Origin of the sequence: Janthinobacterium sp. SUN137 (genome assembly GCF_030587265.1) — a bacterium.
GTDB classification, from domain to species: domain Bacteria; phylum Pseudomonadota; class Gammaproteobacteria; order Burkholderiales; family Burkholderiaceae_D; genus Janthinobacterium; species Janthinobacterium kumbetense.
The window spans coordinates 211,322-234,428 of sequence record NZ_JAPWHZ010000002.1 but is presented as its reverse complement, the minus strand read 5'-3'; the positions used below and the strand labels follow the sequence as shown (position 1 = coordinate 234,428).

General features: G+C 61.0%; 20 protein-coding genes. 6 read left to right on the top strand and 14 right to left on the bottom strand.

The window, feature by feature from the left end; genetic code table 11:
* Positions 1-8: 8 nt before the first annotated feature.
* Positions 9-1,733 (bottom strand): hypothetical protein, encoded by a 1,725-nt coding sequence (locus O3298_RS09115; protein WP_305059076.1) that lies wholly within the window; start codon positions 1,731-1,733, stop codon positions 9-11.
* Between the two features lie 342 nt (positions 1,734-2,075).
* Positions 2,076-2,519, bottom strand: coding sequence for a helix-turn-helix domain-containing protein (locus O3298_RS09110; protein ID WP_305059075.1), 444 nt, complete (start codon positions 2,517-2,519; stop codon positions 2,076-2,078).
* A gap of 79 nt (positions 2,520-2,598) precedes the next feature.
* Between O3298_RS09110 and O3298_RS09105 the strand changes: the two genes are divergently transcribed.
* From O3298_RS09105 to O3298_RS09080, 6 genes are all read left to right on the top strand, one after another.
* Complete coding sequence (locus O3298_RS09105; protein WP_305059074.1) at positions 2,599-2,802, top strand: hypothetical protein; 204 nt, start codon at positions 2,599-2,601, stop codon at positions 2,800-2,802.
* Between the two features lie 10 nt (positions 2,803-2,812).
* Entirely contained in the window at positions 2,813-3,016 is a 204-nt protein-coding gene (locus O3298_RS09100) for a hypothetical protein (protein ID WP_305059073.1), read from the top strand.
* A gap of 37 nt (positions 3,017-3,053) precedes the next feature.
* Positions 3,054-3,242 (top strand): hypothetical protein, encoded by a 189-nt coding sequence (locus O3298_RS09095; RefSeq protein WP_035825591.1) that lies wholly within the window; start codon positions 3,054-3,056, stop codon positions 3,240-3,242.
* Positions 3,239-3,445, top strand: coding sequence for an ogr/Delta-like zinc finger family protein (locus tag O3298_RS09090; protein ID WP_305057494.1), 207 nt, complete (start codon positions 3,239-3,241; stop codon positions 3,443-3,445). Before O3298_RS09095 ends, O3298_RS09090 begins: the two co-directional genes overlap by 4 nt.
* A 397-nt stretch (positions 3,446-3,842) precedes the next feature.
* Positions 3,843-4,454 (top strand): hypothetical protein, encoded by a 612-nt coding sequence (locus O3298_RS09085; protein ID WP_305059072.1) that lies wholly within the window; start codon positions 3,843-3,845, stop codon positions 4,452-4,454.
* Positions 4,455-4,780: 326 nt separating this feature from the next.
* On the top strand, positions 4,781-9,823 hold the full coding sequence (locus O3298_RS09080) for a diguanylate cyclase domain-containing protein (RefSeq protein ID WP_305059071.1): 5,043 nt from the start codon (positions 4,781-4,783) through the stop codon (positions 9,821-9,823).
* Positions 9,824-9,867: 44 nt separating this feature from the next.
* On the opposite strand, the gene O3298_RS09075 is transcribed toward O3298_RS09080, so the two are convergent.
* The 12 genes from O3298_RS09075 to O3298_RS09020 form a co-directional block, all read right to left on the bottom strand.
* Complete coding sequence (locus O3298_RS09075) at positions 9,868-11,367, bottom strand: nucleobase:cation symporter-2 family protein (protein WP_305059070.1); 1,500 nt, start codon at positions 11,365-11,367, stop codon at positions 9,868-9,870.
* Positions 11,368-11,958: 591 nt separating this feature from the next.
* Positions 11,959-12,183, bottom strand: coding sequence for a hypothetical protein (locus tag O3298_RS09070; RefSeq protein ID WP_289914262.1), 225 nt, complete (start codon positions 12,181-12,183; stop codon positions 11,959-11,961).
* 83 nt (positions 12,184-12,266) lie between these two features.
* Positions 12,267-12,581: a hypothetical protein gene (locus O3298_RS09065; protein WP_305059069.1), complete on the bottom strand. Its 315-nt coding sequence runs from the start codon at positions 12,579-12,581 to the stop codon at positions 12,267-12,269.
* Between the two features lie 8 nt (positions 12,582-12,589).
* Entirely contained in the window at positions 12,590-13,087 is a 498-nt protein-coding gene (locus O3298_RS09060) for a glycoside hydrolase family 19 protein (protein ID WP_305057499.1), read from the bottom strand.
* Between the two features lie 14 nt (positions 13,088-13,101).
* Positions 13,102-13,530 carry a hypothetical protein gene (locus tag O3298_RS09055; protein WP_099667445.1) on the bottom strand — a complete coding sequence of 143 codons (429 nt, stop codon included), beginning with the start codon at positions 13,528-13,530 and terminating at the stop codon, positions 13,102-13,104.
* Positions 13,531-13,597: 67 nt separating this feature from the next.
* A complete protein-coding gene (locus O3298_RS09050) occupies positions 13,598-15,448 on the bottom strand; it encodes a hypothetical protein (protein ID WP_289914258.1) in 1,851 nt (616 codons plus the stop codon).
* Positions 15,448-16,278 (bottom strand): hypothetical protein, encoded by an 831-nt coding sequence (locus O3298_RS09045; RefSeq protein ID WP_305057501.1) that lies wholly within the window; start codon positions 16,276-16,278, stop codon positions 15,448-15,450. The genes O3298_RS09050 and O3298_RS09045 overlap by 1 nt, the downstream gene beginning before the upstream one ends.
* Before the next feature lie 7 nt (positions 16,279-16,285).
* A complete protein-coding gene (locus O3298_RS09040; RefSeq protein ID WP_289910552.1) occupies positions 16,286-17,047 on the bottom strand; it encodes a hypothetical protein in 762 nt (253 codons plus the stop codon).
* Positions 17,044-17,334 (bottom strand): hypothetical protein, encoded by a 291-nt coding sequence (locus O3298_RS09035; protein WP_289910553.1) that lies wholly within the window; start codon positions 17,332-17,334, stop codon positions 17,044-17,046. Before O3298_RS09035 ends, O3298_RS09040 begins: the two co-directional genes overlap by 4 nt.
* Positions 17,322-18,353, bottom strand: coding sequence for a hypothetical protein (locus O3298_RS09030; RefSeq protein ID WP_305059068.1), 1,032 nt, complete (start codon positions 18,351-18,353; stop codon positions 17,322-17,324). Before O3298_RS09030 ends, O3298_RS09035 begins: the two co-directional genes overlap by 13 nt.
* Positions 18,350-19,819: a hypothetical protein gene (locus tag O3298_RS09025; protein WP_305059067.1), complete on the bottom strand. Its 1,470-nt coding sequence runs from the start codon at positions 19,817-19,819 to the stop codon at positions 18,350-18,352. Before O3298_RS09025 ends, O3298_RS09030 begins: the two co-directional genes overlap by 4 nt.
* Positions 19,816-23,103: a hypothetical protein gene (locus tag O3298_RS09020; protein ID WP_305059066.1), complete on the bottom strand. Its 3,288-nt coding sequence runs from the start codon at positions 23,101-23,103 to the stop codon at positions 19,816-19,818. Before O3298_RS09020 ends, O3298_RS09025 begins: the two co-directional genes overlap by 4 nt.
* Positions 23,104-23,107 lie beyond the last annotated feature (4 nt).

Below are 23,107 nucleotides of genomic sequence, written 5' to 3'. Positions count from 1 at the left end.
GCGGTGTGCTACTCCCGATTTAGGTCGGCATCAAGGTTGACACTTTTGAACACATTTTCGATCAAACCCTCCCAGCGAGTACCTGCGTACTCAACACGAATTCTCTTGCATGCCTCAAGGAAATTATTAGGACCGGAGCCGAAGTGTTTTTCATAACTATTGCGATTAGCGTATAAGTCCATGTTTTTAAGCAGGAACAACCTGAGCTGTTCGCCACGAAGGCTCAGAATTGTTTGCTTGAAATCATCTATGGTCGCCGCTTGGATAACAGCCTCGTCGGCATGGCCCCATGCGTCTCTCTCGGCAAGGATAAGGATTACGTCCAGTAAGGTGCGTCGCTGCTCGACATGACCGCGAGCCTCTGAAAAAGCGGACACGATTGATGGATGCACATTTTGGTTAGTCCATTTACTGAGTTCGAATTGACTAGGATCAGCACCTGGGGCTGCCGCAATTTTCTGCAAGTGTTCGATCCAAAGGGTGATCATCTGTCCAGCAACCTCTTTTCCTCCCTCCACGTTCGCCAAGAGATCGTGCAATGAAGTGACCGTATAGCAATCGAGATACTGAACGTCGGCGAGAACTAATTGGGCGGTTTTCAGAATCTCATTAGGCGGTAGTTCTGGATCCCAAATCGTGGACTGAATAAACTCTCGCGCTCGTGCCTGTGCGCCTGCACGTCGCCGTTCCTGACTATAGCGACCGATAATCGCATCGACTGAAGAGCGATCAACAAGGCCTGCGCTCAGGTAGTCGGACACGAGTATTTCGTATTCATCAGTGTGCGAAATATTTAGACGATTAAGCAAAAGCTCCCATCGCGCATGGAGTTTGTCCTCATCGGATGCATCCTCACCACGCTCCGCCCGCTCGCGCCGTTCGAAATGGCGACTGATAGAAGATTGTGAATCAAGAACGAAAGCAGTGGTGGGACCGTCCTCAATTCCTTTGTAATGGATAGCAGACAAAAGCACAGTAGAGGGGATCATGCGGTTCAGAACGTCATCGAGAAGTGCTGAATTCCCGGAAAGGATGTTATTTACGGCTCGAATAATCTTGCGAATAATTCTAATATTGGTGAGTCCACAAGCTTCTACCGCCGGTTGAATCTTCGGCGCGAACTGACTTGGGGAAAGCTGGACGGCAATGTCGAAGGCTTCGGCCGACGTCGTATCCAACCGCAATTCTGCATCAATGACCTTTTCCCTAAACTTATCCCATACAGTCTTGTCGGCCAGCTGATCAGTGTTTAGTATCAGCAAAATCCGGCACCCATAATTTTGCGTGAAGTCGTCGATGAACCCTAAGACTTCGTCGATAGCAAGCTTGTCGTGCTTCCGTTCTATATCGTCGATTACGATAAACTTATCCCGTACCAATGCTGGAATGGCAAGCATGGTAAGTTCGTCTAGGGCTGAGCCGAGCTTAAAAAATGACTGTACAGCTATCTTTGCTGTGTTGATTGCACCTTTCACAGCATCCGCTCTAGGACCTTTCTTCTCAAGCAAGGGCATTGCAGATTGGCAGAGCTTCAACTTTAATTCTCCTACCGATGCAGCCCCAAATAGCGATACGTAGAGCGCCGATTTTATCTCGGGATCACGCGAGGTAGCACGCAGGAGTTTCCACATATGGCTCTTGCCCGTACCCCACTTCCCGAACAACGCCATAACCCTAACCTGTCGGTCAACGAGAAGTTCCTCGAAGCTCGCCTTTGTAATAGCCATGCTCATTTAATCCACTCCATGTATGCAATTTTTTGAATTTCGGGACTTTCGAAAAATGAAGGCGAGACCGTGATAGCGAATTGAGACTAAACTTAAACTTGTTTCCGCTAGGAGATGACTTTTTCAGAACGAAAGATGCCGGCCGAGACCAAATTCCCGACGAGGAGCAGACGTTAGAAAAGTTAAAGAACCACCTGCCAAAAGAACTAGATTTGGATATGATGCCAAACTGAGCCTTCCAATTTTCCTGCTTCAAACGCTCGCTTCCGAGAATTACAGCTGCTGGAAATTATGCAAAGCAAACAGGCAGCAATTACAATAAGCATAAGAAGGTGAATCATTTGCAGACTATTTTTCCTTTTTTCGTCCGCTGCCGGCCACATTAAAAGTCTGCGGCCCAATGATATTCCCCACGAAATTTTGCCCAATCTTGCCGTGGGTTTCAACGTGTGGGGCATTCCCTGCAAGAGATGCCTGGGGCATTGGCAGGCGCATGCCGCCAATCATTCCAAGAACACCAGCTCGTCCGCGTGCATCTAGGTTCCGGAAACCCGAAACTAATTCACTTTCATCCGGACTGAGCGCCGCAGCTGAAACGCTGCCAGTCATTACATACCAAACGTCTACGCCAATCTCTAATAGCGCACATAGGTAGACAGCATCCGGGGATCGCTCATCTTTTTCATACGAAATTTGAGCGCGCTTTTTGACCCCGCCAACCGCTGCGAAGTCATCTTGATTCATGCCCAGACGTTGACGCTCTCGCTTTAATCTTTCACCAAACATGCTCATACTCACATCTTTTTATTGATTAGCGCGTTTTTAGACACCATATTTACGCCATCCTGTAGCGATTACACATCATAACATTATGAAAAACATATCCAAAACCGGGCGCACTGCCAAGGGCGTCACTTCGCAACCGTTGGGCGTCCGCTTGGCGCCTGATGAAGTGGTGGAAGTCGAAGGCTTTGCCGCCGCGCAACAACGATCCCGTGCATGGTTCCTGCGCTTTCTGATCCTGCGCGGCCTGGCGGACTACAAACGCGAACTCGCATCCAAACCCATCCACTAAGAACCACGTCATGTACCCCGATGCAAAACGTATCCGCAGCCACCGCGTCATGCTACGCCTGGACGATTACGAGCACCAGCTTGTTTCCTCGATCGCCAACTACCAGGGCGAAGAGCTTACAGTGCTGGTGCGCCAGATCGTGATGCGTGAAGCCTTGGCCGTGATCGCCTTGGATGACGCCACTATCGACAGCGTACAGCGTCGCAGCGTTTAAACCGAGTCACTTTTGAGCAACTCTAAAGTTACAGAAAATGCCAGACCATCAAATTCACCTCAATGACGAAGAGCGCGCGGTGCTGGAACTCGTGCGCCAGCGCCAGGGGCTGGCAAGTATCGATCAGGCGGCTGAATGGCTCGTCAAGTCGCGCTTACGCATACAGTCGAAAAACATGACAGGTCGCGGTCGCGCCCTGTACCAAGTGGAAAGAAAGCTGAAATGAGAGTCATCGGCCTGCCCTGCCCGCATTGCGAAAACACCGTCCGCGCCGTCAAGAGCCGCACGATGTCCGCCATGTTCAAGGAAATCACCTGCGTGTGCCAGAACCCCGACTGCGGGCACTCCTTCGTGGCAGGCCTGGAAGTGCTGCGCACCCTCTCGCTGTCCGCCATGCCCAAGCCGGATATCCGTCAGATACCGTCTTGAACGGCAAGCCCTTTTGTCAAATAGTGCGCGTCAAAGGCCCCGCCTTTTCACCGGTGGCTGGCGGCAACGGCGGAAAGTAAACGGTGCTGCGCACCAACGAGGCTCGGACACAAGAGGCTAGCGCCACGCGCAGGCAACAAGGCGGACAGCATCCGATAGCGTCATAAAAATATTGTTGCGTGTCGCAAACGTTCAAGACCGGCTTAAGCAACCAAACGATACTACCTCCATCTGATGCCAACCGAGGGAGTCTCATGAATACCGCTGTCATGTCCGCCTTGCGCGATATTGCTTATTTATTAATAAATGAAAATTTTCGGTGCAATATCTGTAGCCCTCAATGAGGTATGGAGCCCCAGCGCAACATAGGGAAAATCACACTCACTCATGGATTCATATGTCAATTCGTAAATTTCACCGCCTGTCGGCATGTGCCCTGGCGGCCTATATATTGCTGCATATTGTCAATCACCTGATGGCCATTACCGGCGCCCATGCGCACATCGCCTTCATGGAGGCGACACGGCCACTCTATCGAAATGCCGTCGTCGAGCCGGTGCTGTTGGCGTGCGTGCTGTTTCAATGTGGCAGCGGAATATGGATGGTGCTGCGGGGATGGAAAAAACGCTGCGGGTTCGTAGCGTGGCTGCAGGCCGGCTCAGGGATCTATCTGGCCCTGTTCCTGCTTTTTCATGTCGGCGCGGTCCTGTTCGGCCGCGCCGCGCTCAAGCTCGACACCAATTTTTACTATGCCGCAGCCGGTTTTGTGCTGATGCCATATGAATTGTTCTTTGCACCGTATTATTTCTTCGCAGTGTATGCCCTATTCACGCACCTGGGCTGTGCCGCATATTGGCAAGTCGAAGCGCACTCCCGAACGGTGCGCAGACTCGCCGTTGGCGTTCCGGCAGGAGTCGGCCTGGTGGTCGCCCTGCTGATCAACCTGGCGCTGGCAGGCATGCTCCACCCACTCGACATTCCCGCGAAATACCTGACTATTTACCGGTAAGCGGGGCGCGAGCACGCTGAGCCAGAACACGCATGAAAAAAGGAAACCGAACCATTTGCTTGTACGAATTAGCCTGCACATTCTTTTTCCGATGGCGTACAAAGTGCGCCATCATGCTCGTTATCCAGTTTCCACGTTGCGCTGGTGCCGCATCCCCTCATCGCTCCCCCTCAGTGCCTGCCGCCGCTGACGTTTTTACAACAGCCCCCATCGCCCCGCGCCCTCCCCCGCGACTCCCTACTGATATAATACTAACAATCAACTAGTACTCCGAAATGTGCGCCTCAAGGCTCCCGCAACCGTCTGTGTACCGCTAAGCCCAGCCCATGCGCTCCCTTTTCGACCACGAGATCATCAAACAGCTGCACAGCGGTACGCGCTCGCGGGTTTACCGCGCCCGGGCCGCCGATGGCACTGCGCTGATCGTCAAGATGCCGAATCAGCCGTTCCCCTCCTTTCAGCAGCTGGGACAATTCAAGCGGGAATTTGCGATTGCGCGCCGCTGCCGCCATCCGGGCGTGGCGCATCCGCTGGCGCTGCAGCTGCACGGCGGGCGCTGGACGATGATCCTGGAAGATACCGGCGGCCTGGCGCTCGACCAAGTGTTGCGCGCGCAGGTGGCGGGGCGCAGTACTCCGTCGCAGCCCGCATTGACGCTGGACGATTTTTTCGACATCGCGCTGCAACTGTGCGCAGCGCTGGACGAGGTCCATCGTCAGGGCGTGATCCACAAGGACATCAATCCCTCCAATCTGGTGTGGAATGCCGAACGGCGCCTGCTGCAGCTGACCGATTTCGGCATCGCCTGTGAACTGCCCTGCGAAAGCCATGGCATCGTCAATCTCCAGCCCCTGGAAGGCACGCTGCGCTACATGGCGCCGGAGCAGACGGGGCGCATGAACCGGCGGGTCGATTGGCGCGCCGATTTCTATGCGCTCGGCGCCACCTTGTACGAAATGCTGACCTGCCAGGCGCCGTTCGAGACGGGCGACGAGATGGAACTCGTGCATTGCCACATTGCGCGCAGCCCGGACTGGTCGCACCCGGCGCTGGCCAGCTTGCCTGGCCAGCTGCTGCCGATCATCCAGCGGCTGCTGGAAAAAAATGCCGATCAGCGCTACCAGAGCCTGCAAGGCTTGCGCAGCGACCTCGAAGCCTGCCGCGCGAACAAGCCAGCGCAGGCGCTCAAGCTGTCCGACCACGACGGCCGCTTCCTCGTGCCACAAACGCTGCACGGGCGCGAGAATGCCATCGCCACGCTGCTGGCGGCGTTTGAGCGCAGTGCCGCCGGCACCTGCGAGATGCTGCTGGTGGCCGGCCATTCGGGTATCGGCAAGTCGGCGGTCGTCAACGAAGTGCAAAAGCCCATCATCGCCCGGCGCGGCCGCTTCCTGTCCGGCAAATTTGACCAGCTCCAGCGCGACGTGCCGTATGCCTCGCTGATCCAGGCCTTCCAGGGGCTGGTGCGCCAGTTGCTGGACCAGCCAGAAGAAACCCTGCGGCAATGGTCCGAAAAACTGCACGAAGCCCTGGGCAGCGGCGTGGGCGTGATCGTCGAGCTGATTCCCCAACTGGCCTTGATCGTCGGCCCCACCGACCCGCTGCCCGCGGCGCCGCCGGCACAGGCCCAGCTGCGCCTGGACCGCCTCTTCCCCCGCTTCGTCGAAGTCTTCGCCTGCGCCGGGCATCCGCTGGTGCTGTTCCTCGACGACCTGCAATGGGCCGATGCGGCCACGCTGCGGATGATCGAGCTGCTGATGGTCTCCTGCGACAAGAGCTGCATGCTGTTCATCGGCGCGTACCGCGATAATGAAGTGGGCCCCGCGCATCCGCTCAGCGCGCTGCGCGACAAGCTGCTCGCCCGTGACGTGCGCCTGTCGACGCTGTTACTGAGCGCACTGACCGAGCCGCAGGTGGCGCAAATGGTCTCGGCCACCGTGCGCGTGGCGGCGCCTTACTGCGCGCCACTGACCAGCATTTGCTACCGCAAGACGGCCGGCAATCCCTTCTTCCTCAACCAGTTCCTCGCCGCGCTCAACGAGGCGGGCCACCTGCGCTACCGGCCCGCCGACGATTGCTGGGACTGGGACCTGCCCGCGATAGAACAGGCCGGATACGCCGACAACGTGGTCGAGGTACTGCTGGAGAAAATCCGCCGCCTGCCCGGCGTGACGCAGCACCTGCTGCAACTGGCCGCCTCCAGCGGCAACCGCTTCACGCTCGACACGCTCACCCTGGCAGTGGACCGCGCTCCCCGGCAAACGCAGCAAGACCTATGGCCGGCGCTCAGGGCAGGCTTGATCCAGCCGCTCGACGAACGCTATAAATACGTCAATGGCGACACCGCCGCGGGCAACAGCGGCGTCAGTTACCGCTTCCTGCACGACCGGGTGCAGCAGGCAGCCTACCTGGTCGCCGATGCCGGCGCGCGCGCGGCCAACCATCTTCTCATCGGCCGCCTGCTCCTGTTGCATACGCCGCCGGAGCGCCAGGACGAGACGCTGTTCGACATCGTCGAGCAGCTCAACGCCGGCCGCGCGCTGATCGACGAGGCGGGCGAGCGCGTGCATCTGGCGACGCTCAATCTCCAGGCCGGCGTCAAGGCACGGCGCTCCGCCGCGTTCCAGTCGACCCTGGAGCACATGCGCATCGGTCTCGACCTGCTGCCGGCGGAAGCATGGAACGCCCACGCCGGCCTCTGGCTCGAGCTGCAGCTGGGCGCCGCCGAAGCGGCCTACCTGTGTGGCCAGTTCGATGCCGCCGAGACGATCTATCCACTGGTGCGCTCCCATACCTTGAGCCCCTTGCAGCAGGTACGCTGCATTGCCATCCAGGCGCACCAGTATCAGTTGCAGGGCCGCCTGCTCGACGCCATCGCCGTGCAGCGCGACGGCCTGGCGCAGCTGGACATCGACATTCCGCACGAGGTGGCGCGCATGAAGACGCGCTTCGCCGACATTCTCGCCGACATTGGACGGCAGCCCGGCGCGCATGCGCCCGAGACCTTGCTGGCGGCGGCCGACATGTGCGAGCCGGACGCGGTGGCCGCGATGCAGATGATGCAGGGCCTGTGGATGGCCAGCTACTACGCCGGCCAGCAGGATCTCAGCGCGCTGATGGTGGTGTCGATGACGCGCCTGTCCATGCAGCGGGGGACCAGCGATTTCAGCGCTGTCGCGTATGTCGGCTACGCGATGATGCTGGCGCTGTACAGCGGCGACATCGCGCGCGGCTACCACTTCGGCGCGATGGCGATGGCGCTGGCCAGGCGCCGCGCCAACCTGCAGACGCGCACGCTCACGGGGCTGATGTTCGGCGCGCTCTGCAACCACTGGACGCAGCCGCTGCGCAGCTCCGACGCCCTGTACGAGGAAGCGTTTGGCTGGGCGCTGGAAATCGCCGATTTCGTGCAGGTCGGCGTGGTAGCCGCCGTGCGCGCCACCGACCGGATCATCCTCGGCGACTACCTGCCGCACCTGATGCACGACATCGAGCACGACCTGGCGCTGATGCGCGCCAATGGCCAGCAGGCGATGGCCGATTGCTGCGTCGCCGCCGCGGTCCAGCCGATCAAGTGCCTGACGGGCCTCTTGCCGCGCCATGACAGCTACGACGATGCGGCGTTCAGCGAGGCAGGCTTCCTTGCACGGTATGGCGACTCGCACCTGTACCGCGCCTATTTCTTGCAAGGGAAGATCCGCAACGCCTACCTGTTCGACAACGCCGACGCCGAACCGCTGGCCGGCCAGCTCGGCATCGTCACGCAGATCATGCGCGGCCAGGCCAAGGTGGCCGAGTGCAGCTTCTACGCCGCGCTGATCCTGATCCGCGCCTTGCGGCGCGCTCCCGCGCGCACCGATGCGGGCGATCTGTGCGCCGTGATCGGCACGCTGCAAGCGAGTCTCGCCGAGTGGGCCAGGCAAGGCTCGGACAATAGCGCTGCCAAGCACCTGCTGGTGATGGCCGAGATGGCACGCTACCGGGACGATCTGCAGCTTGCCACGCGCCTTTACCAGCAGGCGATCGACGCGGCTGGCCTGGCAGGTTACGTCAACATGCAAGCGCTGGGCAATGAACTGTGCGGCGAATGCTGGTGCGACCAGGGGCAGCCGCGCGTGGCAGCCGTCTTCATCGGAGACGCCATCGCGCATTACGGCCAGTGGGGCGCGGAGGGCAAGGTGGCGCAGCTGCGGGAGCGCCATGCCGCGCTGCTGTCAAGGATGGATGGCCGCGGCACGCAGCGGCATTCCGTCTCCCACACGCACGGCAGTTCCGCGCTCGACCTGGTGTCGCTGCTGAAGGCGGCACAAATCCTGTCGAACGAAGTCGGCCTGCGCAATGTGCTGACACGCCTCATTGCCATCGTGTGCGAAAACGCCGGCGGGCAGGTAGCGCGCCTGCTGCTGCTGTCCGAAGGCAGCTACCAGCTGGAGGCCAATATAGACGGCGATGGCGTCACCGTCCTGCAAGCGCGCCCGCTGGACCTGAACGCCGCCAGCGACCCGCAATTCCCGCTGTCGCTGCTGCGCTACGTCATCCGCACTGGCGCGGAGGTGATCGAAGACTGCATCACGGGCGGTTCTCGCTTTGCCGCCGACCCGTACGTGCAGCTGCACCTGCCGCGCGCCGTCATGTGCCTGCCGATCCGCCACGGCGGCCGGATCGACGGCATCCTATACTTCGAGAACCGGCTGGCCGACGCCTCGTTTACGGAAGAACGCGTCGCATTCCTGCGCATGCTCGGCGCGCAGGCGATGATCTCGATCTCCAGCGCCCGGCTGCATGACAGCCTGGAACGGCGCGTTGCCGAGCGCACCGGGCAACTGGAAGACGCCAACCGCAAGCTGGCGACCCTGTCCATCACCGACGGCCTGACGGGCCTGTCGAACCGGCGCCATTTCGACGACGTGCTGCGCACCGAATGTGCGCGTGCCACGCGCGTCGGCCAGCCGCTTGCCGTCGTCATGCTCGATGTCGACTACTTCAAGCTCTTTAACGACCGCCACGGCCACCAGGCCGGTGACGCATGCCTGATCCGGATCGCGCAGGCGCTGGCGGCCGGCATGCGGCGCGCAGGCGACCTGACGGCGCGTTACGGCGGCGAAGAGTTTTCGATCGTGTTGCCGAACACGGGCGCGGACGAAGCGCGCCAGATCGGCGAAGCGCTGCGGCGCGCCATCGAAGACCTGGGCATCGTCCACGCGAGTACGGAAGCGCAGCAGGTGACGATCAGCGTCGGCATCGCTGTCCAGTCGGCGCCGGGCGCCGCCGATCCGGACGCCCTGTTGCGGCTGGCCGATGCCGCGCTGTACCAGGCCAAGGATGCGGGGCGCAATTGCATGGTGCTGAGGATTCTGCCGCCTGGCTGAGCCGTATGCGGCACCCGCCTTTTTTCATGGCGCGGGGCGGCGATTCACTCGCTGCCATGGGTGTGCTCGCGCGCCTGCTCCCGCGCCTTTTCCTGCGATGCCAAGCCGTTGAAGAACAGATTGAGCAGCACGGCGACGATGGCGGCCAGCAGGATGCCGCTGTGCAGCAGCGGTGACAGGGCCTTCGGCATGTGCTGCGCGTACTGTTCCGCCACCAGCGGCAGCATGCCGAAGCCGATAGCCAGGGCCACGATGAACAGGTTGTTGCGGTTGCTCTTGTAATCGACGCCGGCTAGGATGCGGATGCCGGTGGCGGCGACCATGCCGAACATCACCAGCCCTGCCCCGCCCAGCACGAACGCCGGCACGGCTTCGGCCGTCTGCGCGATCTTCGGAATCACCCCCATGACGAGCAGGATAAGGCCGGCCGCCACGCAGACCCAGCGGCTGCGCACGCCCGTCACCCCCACCAGGCCCACGTTTTGCGAAAACGAGGTGTAGGGAAAGGTATTGAAGATGCCACCGATCAGGGTGCCCAGGCCATCGACGCGCAAGCCGCGGCTGATGTCGTCCTGCGTGATGCGCTTGTCCGTCATCTCTCCCAGCGCCAGAAACATGCCCAAGGACTCAATCATGACGACGATCATCACCAGGCTCATGGTGACGATGGCGACCACGTCGAAGGTCGGCATGCCGAACTGGAACGGCGTGACGATGGCAAAGGCCTTGGCGCCGGCCACTTTGGCGAAATCGGCCTTGCCCAGCGCAAACGACAGGGCCGTGCCGGCAATGATGCCGATCAATACCGCGATATTCGACAGGAAACCGCGGCCATACTTGGCCACCAGTAAGATGACGGCCAGCACGAAGAAGGCGATGCCCATGTTATCCAGCGCCCCGTAGCCGGGATTGGCGATCAGGGGTGCGGGACCGGCTGGCGCGGGCAAGCCGGCCGCCGTGGCGGCAGCGGCCATCTTGAGGAAGGCGGGATCGGCGATTTGCGCCATGGCGGGCGGCCCGCCCATGGTCCAGTTGACGCCCACGCGCATCAGCGACACGCCGATCACGGCGATGATGCTGCCGGTGACCACGGGTGGAAACAGGGCCAGCAGGCGGCTGATGAAGGGAGCGATCAGCATGGAAACGACGCCGGCGCCGATCACGGCGCCAAAGATGCCCGTGATGCCCAGGGCAGGATTGTTGGCCATGGCCAGCATGGGACTGACGGCGGCAAAGGTCACGCCCATCATGACGGGCAGGCGGATGCCGAAGTACTTGCCGATGCCCAGGGACTGGATCAGGGTGACGAGGCCGCAGCAGAACAGGTCGGCACTGATCAATGCCGCCACCTGCTCGGGCGGCAGCTTGAGGGCGCGGCCGACGATCAGCGGCACGGCGATGGCGCCGGCATACATGACGAGCACGTGCTGCAAGCCCAGCGTAAACAGTTTGCCGGCAGGCAGGATTTCATCGACGGGCGATGGCGCGGCAGGCACGGTGCCGGGCACGCTGCGGTGGATGGATTTCAGACGGGGAGTGGCCATTTACGCTCCATTTCCTGGGTTACCGCGGCCCGGATGGACGCAGGTGAAAGGGAAAAGCAAGAGAGAAACGGGACGACAGGAAGACACTGGCGGCGGACGAGGCATACGAAGCTCCTTGGATGGGACGACCAAGGTATGCCATGCACGCATCGTGCCAGGTGGATTGTATACAAGAATCGTGCCGAAAATCGCCAGAGATCAGGCAATTTGACGATGGATGCACCGTTTTCTCGCATGCCGCCACCCGCCTGCACCACAAGGCGGCACAAGGCGGCGGGGCTGGCAGGCCGCGGATTGGGGATGGCGGATGGCGGATGGCTGGAGTTGGAGTTGGAGTTGGAGTTGGAGTTGGAGTTGGAGTTGGAGTTGGAGTTGGAGTTGGCGTTGGCGTTGGGAACTGGAGTCTGAAACTGGAACCTGGCGATTGGTGCTGAGAGCCTATCCCAGTAGAGGCATACATCCCCTGCTGGTGCCTCTCGGAAGTGAAGACTACATTGATCGTCGTGGCGTGGCTCGCCACGCGTCCCCCTCAGCCTTGTCCGCGCTCCTGATGCGCTGCCAGCAGAAGACGCTCCCTGCCGGGATAGGCGCTTAGCCACCGGAGCAGGCATCAAGCAGCGTTTCCAGCTGGCGCACATGGGCGGCACGCAATTGCTCGCGCGCCAGCAAGGCTTGCACTTGCTCGAAGATGCCGTGGGATGGCACCGTCGGCAAGGCGGGAGCGGCGGGACGCGTGGCAATGCATGGCGCGCTGACCGGCCAAGTTTCCAGCTTTGATGCCGGCACCCATGCCGCACAGCCGGTTAATATACTCATCAGCAACAGCGCGGCGGCGCACCTGGCACACCGCCCCCCTGCCGTCCTCCTGGCCCGCCACCCCGCACTCGCACGCGACGGCCTCATGGCATTTCGCTGGCGATCAGCGCCTCGGCGGCACGGCAGGCGTCACCTTCGGGCTGCAGCGCCAGGATGCGCGCCGCTGCAGCTTGGGCGTCTGCCTGCCCGGCCTGCGCCGTGGCTAGCGCCTGCCGCACCCGTGCCGACCGGCGTGCGCCCTCTTCCCGCATCGCATTCAGCGCCTGGGTCTGGCGCCCCAACAGGCCCTGCACCTCCTGCACTTGCGCCGCGCACGCGGCACGGCCAGCTTCGCGGCCCCAGCGCTGGGCGCAAAACACGGCTGCCCCCAACAACAGCAGCATGGCCATAATGCTCAACGACGGCTTCATTCCAGCACCTTGCGCGCTGCTGCATACAAGGCCAGGCGTTCGGCCAGGCCGTTCACGCCGCCGTTGATGCGGCGCGTCACCCTTTCCTGGTCGCCCGCGTCGGCTAGGCGGTTCAAGCCGCGCGATTGCCAGAACCAGCCCGCCGAGCGACACGCGAACATCGTTTGCTCCAGCAACTGCGGCGCCGCCAGCAAGTCCAGGCCCAGCGACACGCCGCATGCCGCATAATTGGCGCGCCCCGTCACCTGCAGCAAGCCGCGCCCCTTGAAGCGCACGCCGTCGCCGGCAATCACATTGCCCAGATCCGCCCTCCCCTCATAAGCCGCGCCGCTGGCCAGCTCGCGCACATAGCGCAGCTGTCCCGATTCGTGGCCCACCTGTGCCAGGAACGCTGCCTGACGCAGCGGCGTATCAATACCGAATTCGGCCATCGCCGCATTCAAGGGCGCCAGAAACAGCATAGCGCGGCGGCCGGCCAACGGCATGATCTGCATCAATTGGGCGCCTGTCACAACATGCCCCGCACATCCTTGACGGTCGCGGCCGCATCGGCCGCCAGTTCGCCGATATCCTTGCCACGCCGTTTGTCGAACCAGCGCACGCAGGCGCCCAGCACCCACCAGGCTGGCAAGCCGGCCGCCACCATCAACGGCGCGGCGATGAACAAAAAACCCGTTGCCGGATCGCCGCCATACAGCCCCGCCACGGTCTTCGCGCTGTCAAACAGGCTGGGCCACCACGACAGCACGGCGGCCACGAGCACGGGGCCGAGAAAGGTGGAAATGATGATGCTGGAACAAAAACGAATGAATGCCTCCTTGGTGGACTGGGGCCACATGAACATGAAGCCCAGCGACGTGGCGGCGGCGCCGGCCAGCACGGGCACGCCAAACAGTTTGATCAATGCGCCGCCGGCGGCGGTGGTTTCGAGGGCCATGATTGCCTTTCAGGTGGTGGAAATGAAAAAACCCGCCGAAGCGGGTTTAAGGTGGACAACTGATTTGCTACACGGCCTTGACCATCACGTAAGCCCTGCCATCGGGCTCGGCCGAGATCACGCGGCCGACTGCATGCAGGTACTGCTTCATGCTGAGATCGTCCTCATGCACGGCGATGCCCTTGATGCCGGCGCCGTCCTGCACCGGCACGATGTAATCACCAGGCTGGGTACCCAGCACGTTGACCGGCACGCGGCCGGCGATGGCGATGCGGTCGACCTTCTGGCGCTCGACTTCCAGCGCCGCGTCGAAGGCGGCCATGGCTTCGGCATCCTGCAGCACGGCGGTGTTGTGGGCGGCCAGTGCGGCGGCGTAGATGGCCTGCTTTGCTGCCCACTCGTCATCAGTGTCGCCGGGTTCGGCTATGACGTCCTCGAATTCCGGTGGCTCAATACCTGGAACTGCCTGCGACGTGACTACATCTGCACGGCGCACGGGCCGGGTCGGCGCTACCCCGGCCTGGGCCGACGGGCGCGGCCCAACCCCATGGCTCCAGGTATCACCGCCCACGAACGACGGGGCCGTTGATTTGATCGAAAACATCACGGCGTCGGCCCACATGTCGGTGACCTTATTCTCCGCGGTGATACCGACAATCTGGCCAGGAGCTACGATGCCGCACATCGAGCTTTTGAAAATATACTCGGCATAATCATTGCCATTTGTGTTCACCGTGCCGGTGACATTAATACTACGGCTTGTCGTACTGTTCTTTCCAACAGTCAATACTGCGGGCGAAAACGACCATCCCGCCTGGCCATTCGACGCAACCACCCATACAGAGGGATTGGCGGCGGCATCGGTGCCAACGTACAAAATCGGATCGCCCTCGGCAGCGCCGCGACTGATGCTATGCTGAAGGCCAGTATTGGTGCTGCCTGCTTTCAGCAAGGGCACATACACTTGGCCATTGCCCTGAAATCTCGCCAAATCTGCGGAAGTTGTATTGGAATTTTTGTCGTATGCCCGGAGAATAAGACGGAACCCCTCCTTCCCAGCCAGGGAGTTTGCACCGCCTGAAACATACCAGACAAACTGTCCAGTCGAGTAGCTGCCGGCAAGCCCGCCTACACCCAGTGAAAGTACGTCATTTACTACGCCCGCTGCCGCCCCTGCAGAGCAGGGTCTAATATACCCGCCCCCCGTAGTCCAATCCCCGAAGAATAACCCGTTGTTGACCTGTACTGCACTGTGCAGGCCTGCGTACGTGCCTGAATTGGATATACCGCGCATGCGCGGTGGATATACAGCAGCATTTCCTGAGTCATAGACAACTGCTCCAGCAGGAGTTGCTGTCACTGATACTGGCTGTGCGTATGTCGTAGTGGTATAGCCCAGCAGACTAAATGATGCCGAACCAAACGTCCCGGCTCGGAAATGCAAGTACACCTCAAAAGTTCCGTTCACTTGCTGAAAAACCTGTATTCGCGCGTTTATCGAAACGGCGCCATTAAACGTCGCATCGTAATAAAAGCCGTTCCGCACACCCAGCATGAGGACGAACGGGGTACTGGCGCTTGCAGCCCAATCGCTGTTGACTACACCATCAATTCGCAGGTGCTGTGCATTGCTGCCGCCGTCAGCTGCAAATGTAGCGATCCGATACCAGATACCCGTCGGGGGATTTTGGCCAACGTAGCTATAACCGTACTTATTGGTTATGCCCACCGCCACAGGAAAGGCCGTTGCAATTGGGATGCCCGGATCAAGCCACGCCGGGCTCATATAGCCATTCGGCCCGCCCAGTGGCGACCGCCCCACTGCTGCAGCATACGACGCCACCACGGCGCCGCGCCCGGCCAGCTCATTCAGGCGCTGGATCGTATCCTTCTGGCCATAGTAGAAAAAGTCACCCATTACATTTCCTCGATTTCGATGTTAGTGGCATATGCCAGGTAATACGGTGTGGTGATGGCGGAATTGCTGGCAATGCGACCATACACCTGATGCGCCTGCTCGAGCTCGCCGTCGTCGCTCTCTGGATAGAGACTGACCAGCAGCGGGCGCGACAAGCCGTTACCGCGCACGATGCGCCACACCTCGGCCCGGTCCAATGGCGTCATATGGTCGAGCGCCAAAGACAACTTGCGGTACAGTGCGCCGCGCGCCACAGTCTGGCCGCCAGCGCCGTCCCGGTTCTGGGTGCTGGTGTCGACCGACATGACACCGGCACCATATGACGCGTTCTGCTCCGGGCTCCAGTAGGGGCCGGCCACCAAGCGCGCCGCCTCGATATAGCCTGCCGGATTGTCCGGATCAGCAAGCTCGATCACCAGTTTCTTGACGCTGACCATCGGCAGCCAGCAGCGCGCATACGTGCCGCCGCCGTAGCTGAAGGCGTTCACACCGAGCGGCAGCGCGCCCCAATCCCACATACCCAGCACAGCGTATTCGCATGCCGATACGATGCCCGTATCGAAATCAGGCACGGCGTCACCTGGCTCGACGTAGCCGCGTACACGGATCGTCGCCGTCGGCGTCAGGTTGCAAAATGGCAGGGCCACGCACCCAATAATCTCGGGCGTGGGCCAGGTAGCGGTGATGGTTAGGGCCAGGCCGAGCGAGCGCAGCACGGAAAACTTGCCTTCTCGCTGCAGATTGGCCGGCCCCAGCGCGTCGGCCTGGCTCGATGCGGTCAGCACAGCCCGGTCGCCGGCGTTGTCGTAGATGATGCGGAGGTTGGTCATGTCAATCCTATTCGTAAAGTGAAGCATCTATGACCGGCAACACCAGGCCGCTGGTATTGCCGTAGGTCTGGTCTTCAAAATAACCATGGGTGTTTCTAGGTGGAACATTGGAATTACTCGTCTCGACCATTCTCGCTTTGACGTTCCCGTCAGTTCGCCGATAACAGGCAAGCCACTCGGTGAAGCGCGCAGACGAGCCTCTAGTACTGTAGGACTCCCTGTTACGCATAATTGACGGCACTAGAAAAGCGGGCTTCCTCGGCAACGATGGCAGTGCCAGGCTTGATTCTGTGCTGCTGACGTTGATTCCTGCCGCAATTTGCTGTATCGCCAAATGCACCTTTCCGCTGTCGAATAGCAAGCGCCCGGAGGTATCCCACAGGCGAGTAGCCATCCGGGCAGTTGATATCTCGACTGGGCTCAATGAGAATACATACGCCTCGGGAAGAACGGGCGGCAACGCAACGGAGGGGGGAAAAAATGCATGAACTCCCGTGTGGACATAGGTAACTCCCGCAAAGCCATACTGATTCTGCGGCCACCACCAGATATTTTCGTCGGAGACTGGCAGCGTCCAGAAGACCATGAATCCCCGACCGTTCGTTGCCGGTAAGACACCGCTATACCCATGCGAAAGAAAGCCGGATTCGCCACCGTCATTCGAAATGATGGGCGTCGGATTAAGTGTCACCTTGCCGATAAACTCGGGCACCAGATTGACGTTGTCGATCAAGCGATGGCCAGCATCCGTGTTGAAAAAGAGGCTCATACGGCAAATACCAATAAAAGAATGGGACCGCCGTTAAAAGTTGCGGGTTGAACGGTAAAAATAAGCTGGGGGTTACCAGCGCCGTCCTGACCAACAACCCAGGTAAAGCTGCCGCCGTGTACTTGGTAGATACGCAGCGCCAGGCCTGCAGCGCCGTAGAAGGTCCGTACCAGCGGATCGCCGACCTTTTGCTCGTGCATGCCCAGGAAGACACCGCCAGCAACAGTGGGTGTGATGACCGGCGTGCCGTCGGTTTTAAAGGTCCAAAGGCCGATCATCGCGGCCACTTCCCACAAGCCATGGCGATGCTGCCATCGGAGTTGTAAAAATACAGCCCAGTTCCTGTCTGGTCGTACCCTTCATTGTTACCGGCAACGCGATTGGGACTCTGGATCAACTGAAAGGAGCCGACAACGCCCGACAGTACGCCGGAGAACTTTGCAACCGGGGGAGCTACCGCAGATCCAGGCGTCACGGTAAGTCCTGGCATCTCAAAATAGCCCGTACTCGACAGCTGAAAAAAACCACCTGGCACATTAATATTGCCAATAAGCAATCCTTTGTCGCTCAAATGAAAGCCGCTGCGGCCGTTGCTGGGCCATCCGTAGTTATTGGTCGGATACCCGGCGCCTCCATGCAGCGTCGCGCTGTAGATATCGCCCGCCGTGACCTTGCCAAGGTCGGCACTGATTGCACTCAACTGACCTACTTTAAGTGCGTTCAGGTACGGTGCTGCCCACTTGGTGGTGCCGCTGGCCGGATTAAAAATGCCATCCGAACGGTACAGCGATTCGCCGGCGCCAAACAGCGGCGGCGAACCCTCCCACACGGTGCCGGCGCCCCAGGTATCAATCGGCGGATAGGATGTTGCCCCCTCCGTGCTGAGCGTCTCCGGCGCGCTGCCCAGGGACAGCAAACTGGTCTTGCTATAGCAGATCCGTGCCGAATTGCCCGTCACGCCGTCGAAGATCTTGCTGACCGTCTGGCTGGCCGTGTAGGTCAGGCCGTCGACCACGATGCTGGCCGTGACCGTCACGCTGTCGCCCACCATACCGGCATACGCCATGCTGGCAACATTACCGACGCGCGTCAGCACGCTGGCGTTGCTGGCGGTGAATGTCACCTGACCCTGCATGTTCACCAGGCCCGCCGTGAAATCGATGCTGGCAGGCGCGGCAATTGTCGTGGCCGCCACCTTGAACGCCTGTGCCGTAGCAGCCAGCAGCAGCACGCGGTCGTTGGCCGGCGCGAAGCGCGGCACGGTATTCATAATCAGCCTGTCGCGTTCCCCCACAATCGCGCTCATGCCAGCACCCCCACCGTCACTCTGCCCGTCAGCCAGAAGCGCGACAGCAGCACCACCACGCCCGGTACGCCATCCTGCAAGCCAAAGCGTTCAGCGCGCAGTTGTACGGGCTGTCCCAGTTCCAGCATCATCATCTCGGGTTCTCCATCGAATTCGTAAATGGTGCGCGGCACCTTGTTCAAGGCCAGGCGCCGCTGCGCTTCCGCACGGGCGTCGGCCCGCGTCTTCAGGCACGTATCGATCTGCACCGGGTCGTCGCTCAGGCGATAACGCGTGCGCACCGCTGCGTCGACGGCCGTCTCCGTCAGCCATTCCGTGGCGTACAAATCCGCATGCGCGGGCGGAATGCTGGTCGTCAGGTTCGCCTGCAGCGTGTAGTTGCGGTCGAAGCCAATCTTCACGGCGGCCGTCACGGGCACACGCTGCGCGGGACGCAAGGAGCGCTCGCGCATCTGTTCCGGACCGATTTCCACCGGCACGCCGGCGGCCGGTAGCGCGATCTGCACCAGGCGCAGCTGGCCGGTGCGCGACATGATCGCCTGAGCGCCCACGCTGGCCGCCAGTTGCTGGATGGCTTGCGCCTGGTTCGTGCGGTCCGCAACATACAAGCCCACCGGCTGCGGGTGGGCCGCATCGAAAGCGGCCAGGTTGACCAAATCCAGGTCGTCCGGGGTAAAACGGTCGGCCGCCTTGCCATAGGCTGTGGCGATGCGCTGCACCAGCGGGGCGATGCGCGGCGCATAGCCACCGCCCTTGTCGCCCTGCACGCTGGCCGTGATCGTGGTGGAAAACGGATCCGTGGTCAGGTTGAAGCGTCCCGCCTGGTCATTCAAGGCCACGGCGATCGGCTTGCCATTGGTGCGCACCTCGAACGTCGATTCGACCGCGCCGAAAAAACCGTACTCCAGGGTGGCCGGATTGGTCAGCAAGGGCGCCACGTTATGGCACTCGCCAAACGGCATCGGCAGGATGGTGTCCTTGTTGGGCGTCGTGCCGCCCAGCTTCGCCTCGGTGATCGGCGTATTCAGGCGCTGCAGCTTGTCGCGCAGTACCAGGTTGACCGACTCGCGCCCCGCACTGGCCACGTCGGCGATGATGCCGTCGAAGACCAGCTGGAAGTCGGCGCGCGGCCAGGAAGGATCGCCGGCCCAGGCCTTGATCGGCCGGTTCATCCAGACGTCGTCCAGCCAGCCATCGAGCGCGCCATCGGCGTTATCGAGTTCGATATCGCCGCCCGACAGCCCCGCCTCGCCGGACAGGCTGACCTGTTCCGTGAAGGCCAGGCCACCCTTGGCCAGCGGCAGGTACGCGGTATTCGCCGGCACCTCAACCGGCCCGGTGACGTAGGGCCGGGAGGCGATATACCGCGTCACCTCGCTGCCGTCCACATTCACTTGCGCCTCGATCAGCACCATGCGGATGGCCGACGGGCTTTGCAGCCAATCCTGAAATTGCGCATCGGTCATGCGTATTCTCCTTTCACTGCATTGGCCCAGGCGGATGCCCGGGACGATTTGTCCACGCCATCGACCACCGTCTTGGCGGCGTTGGCGTTCGATTCAAAGGTGGCCTGGATGGTGGCGCCCGTCTGCGCCCGCTGGTCGGCGCGCAAGCCTTCCAATTCGGCTCGCATGGCCTGGTTGTCTTCGCGCAGGCCGCGGATTTCGGCCACCAGTACGTCGGAACCAACGTTCGCGGCCGACGAGTAGCGCACGGGGTCGAAGACTGCCGCCGCGACCGGGGTTGTCATCGCCGCCAGTGCAGCGATCACGGGTGGATTGCTGAACTGGACGCCAAGATCTGCCGCACCGCCCATCGCTGCCCGCAAGCCGGCAATGGCTTGCGCCACCGTCAGCACGCTGTCATTGATCTTGATCAATCCCGATACCTGAGCATTGAGCGCATCGAGGCTGGCCTGCTGCACATCGACCTGTTCGGCAGCCCATTTCAACGCTTCCTTGTTCGCTTCCACCACGCGGGCATAATCCGCCGCATAACGGGCATCGGAGGCGTTGACCACCTGCGATGCCGTCAAAAACGCCTGTTCGGCGGCGGACAAACCCGATTGCGCCGTCGAATCGCCCGCATTCGCAGCCGCCAGGGTTTTCTCGAACTGGGCCCGTGCTTCCGCATACTTCTGCTCCGGCGTCAGCGTCGACTGGGCGCCCAACGCCATGCTGGCATTGAGCCCGTTCAAGGTCGTCACCCACGATTTCGATTTCTCCAGCGCCGACTTGGCCGCCGCCGATTCCGTTTCATACGCCTTGGCCAGCGCATCCTTCGCGCTGGTTACCGCCTTCACGGCCTGGATCTGGTCGAACAGCCCCCGATTCGCTTCAGCGACGCTGGCGCGCTGGGCAGCCAGCAACTGCGCTTCGCTTTGCGTCAGCTGGTTCAACTGCTGTTGCAAGTCGCGCCGTTCGCTGGCGATGTCGCTGGCCGTCTTGCTCACTGCGGCCAGCTCGCCCGTGGCGGCACTAAGGTCGGCGGCATAGTCGGCAGCGGTCTTGAACGGCTCGGCAAGGGCCAACAGGGATGCGTACAGCTCCGCAGCTCCATCCTGGCCCGTTGCCACGCCATCGGCAGCCGACAGGACGGCAGCCTTGAAGCCATCCATCGTCGTCACTCCAGCCAGGCCCAGTTTGCCCATGGCTTCATTGACCGACCTGGTAATCGGCGCCAGACGTTCCGCCTCGGTCAGGAAGTTTTCCACGAAAAAACCCGTACCACTTGTCAGTTTGTCGATTCCACCAGCCGCGTCGATCAGATGTTCGCTCAACTTCACGGCGCCCAGGCCTGTCGTATTGAACGACTTGCCCAGTACGGCCAGCACATCCGTCACTTGCATGTAGTCATTCGCAACGCGCGCCAAGGTTTCCAGATAACCCTCGCCAACCTTCTGGTACTGTTCCAGGCCACCCACACCAAACTTGGCCATATCGTCGCCCAGCTTGGAGAATGCGGCTTCCAGCGCTTTCTGAATCTCGTCACCCTTCAGGTCTTTCAACGAGATCTTGCCCAGATCGACCACGAAGGACTTCAACCGTGCGTTGAATGCATCACCGCCCATTCCCAGCATGCCGGCCGCCGCCTTGACGGTGTCGGACAGGCCGAGAATGACTTTGCTGAATTGATCGTTCGCTTCGCGGTCGAGACCATTCAATGCCGTACGTTTCTTGTCACGGGAAAACCAGCCACCCGACGTCTTCGTATCCGTGTACTGACTGGCCGATACGCCTCCCGCCTGAATGCCGTCCAGCGTAGCCTTGTTCAACATCAGGCCCGTGTCGATCGTCGTCGTTTTACCGCCGAAGATAGAGCCAAGGATGCCGCCCGTGATTTTTCCTACCAAGCCCCCCGTCAGCTTATCGAGTGTCAGGCCAATGACGCCGCCCGTGATGGCAACGCCAAGTGCGGAAGAGCCAAACGTCGCCGCACTGCCCTTGGTATCCGGCGCCATGGCGCCCGTCACGCCGGAATTGCGCACCAACAGTCCCCCCAAGCCACCTATGCCCGCCACCACCTGGCGCAGCGAGTAAGCCATCGAGGCGGAGTACGCGAGCCCGAGTCCGGAGTTTTTCTCCATGATTTCCAGCGAATTCGCGATCGAATTACTCTTTGCGCTGCTGTCGCCCAATACCGTGCCCGTGCCGGTTGCCGCCTGCCTGTCCTTGGCAGTGGTATCGCCACCACCGCCGCCGGAAACGGCGACGCCGATGGCCATCAGCATGCCGGCCACCATGGCGAATGCGCCGATATTGGCTGGAAATGGCGCAGCCAGCGAAGCGGCAAGGGCCGACGTTCCGTAGGCGCTGGACTTGGCAGCTTCCGCGGCAGCCACCGGAGCGACAGATGCAGCAGTACTTGTAACTTCCGCAGTCGTCGCTGCTGTTTTCGCCGTCGTCACCAGGGTGATATTCGTCAGCTTTTCAAACAGCGACTTGGCATTCATGGCAAATTCATAGGCACGGAAGCCTTTTTCCACCTTTTCCATGAGTTCATAGCCGGCCGACTTCTCTTTGAAAAAGCCTTTCGCGGCAGTCGCCATGTCGTGATACTGCTTGACCGTGGCCCTTTTCTTGTTTTCCTGCGCCTTTTCCTGCCCTTTTTCGGACGGATCTTCCTTCACTTCCTTGGCGAAGTTAAAATCGATATCGTCCTGCGCCTTCCTGAAGCCCAGCAAGGCAGTGGTCATTTTTCCGATGGTGCCGCCGACCTTGCCAAACGCGCGCTCCAGCTTTTCACCGAACGTCTTGGCAAATTCACCCGCCTCCTTCCATTCCGCCTCGCTATATTTGCGTGCAGGGGCTGCCGGAGTTGCCGGTGCTGCCTTTGCCTTGGCATCGGCGGCCTCTTTGCCTGCCGTATCCAGCTTGTCCTGGCGCTGCTCTTCAATCGCAAAAGCGCCATATTTGGCGCCTGCGCCTGCGGTGGCGGCGCTCCCCGCGGCACGGAAAGCCGCCAGCCGCGTATAGGCATTGCCCAGGCCATTGACCACCTTGAAGGCATCGGCCAGCGACTTCGCCTCGCCGGCATTCCATGTCCCCAGGGCCTTCGAGGCGGCGGTGGCATCGCGTGCCTGCTCCGCCAGGGCGCGCAGCAACAGCGCCGACGATTCCGCCTCCGTATTGCTCGCCTTCATGCCCTCGGCCGCAGCCAGGCTGGCCTCGCTGATTGCTTTCAGTACCTGCGCGGTGTCGGTCGCCTTCGTCAAGTCAATGACAAGTTTTAATTCTGTTATCTCTGGCATGATT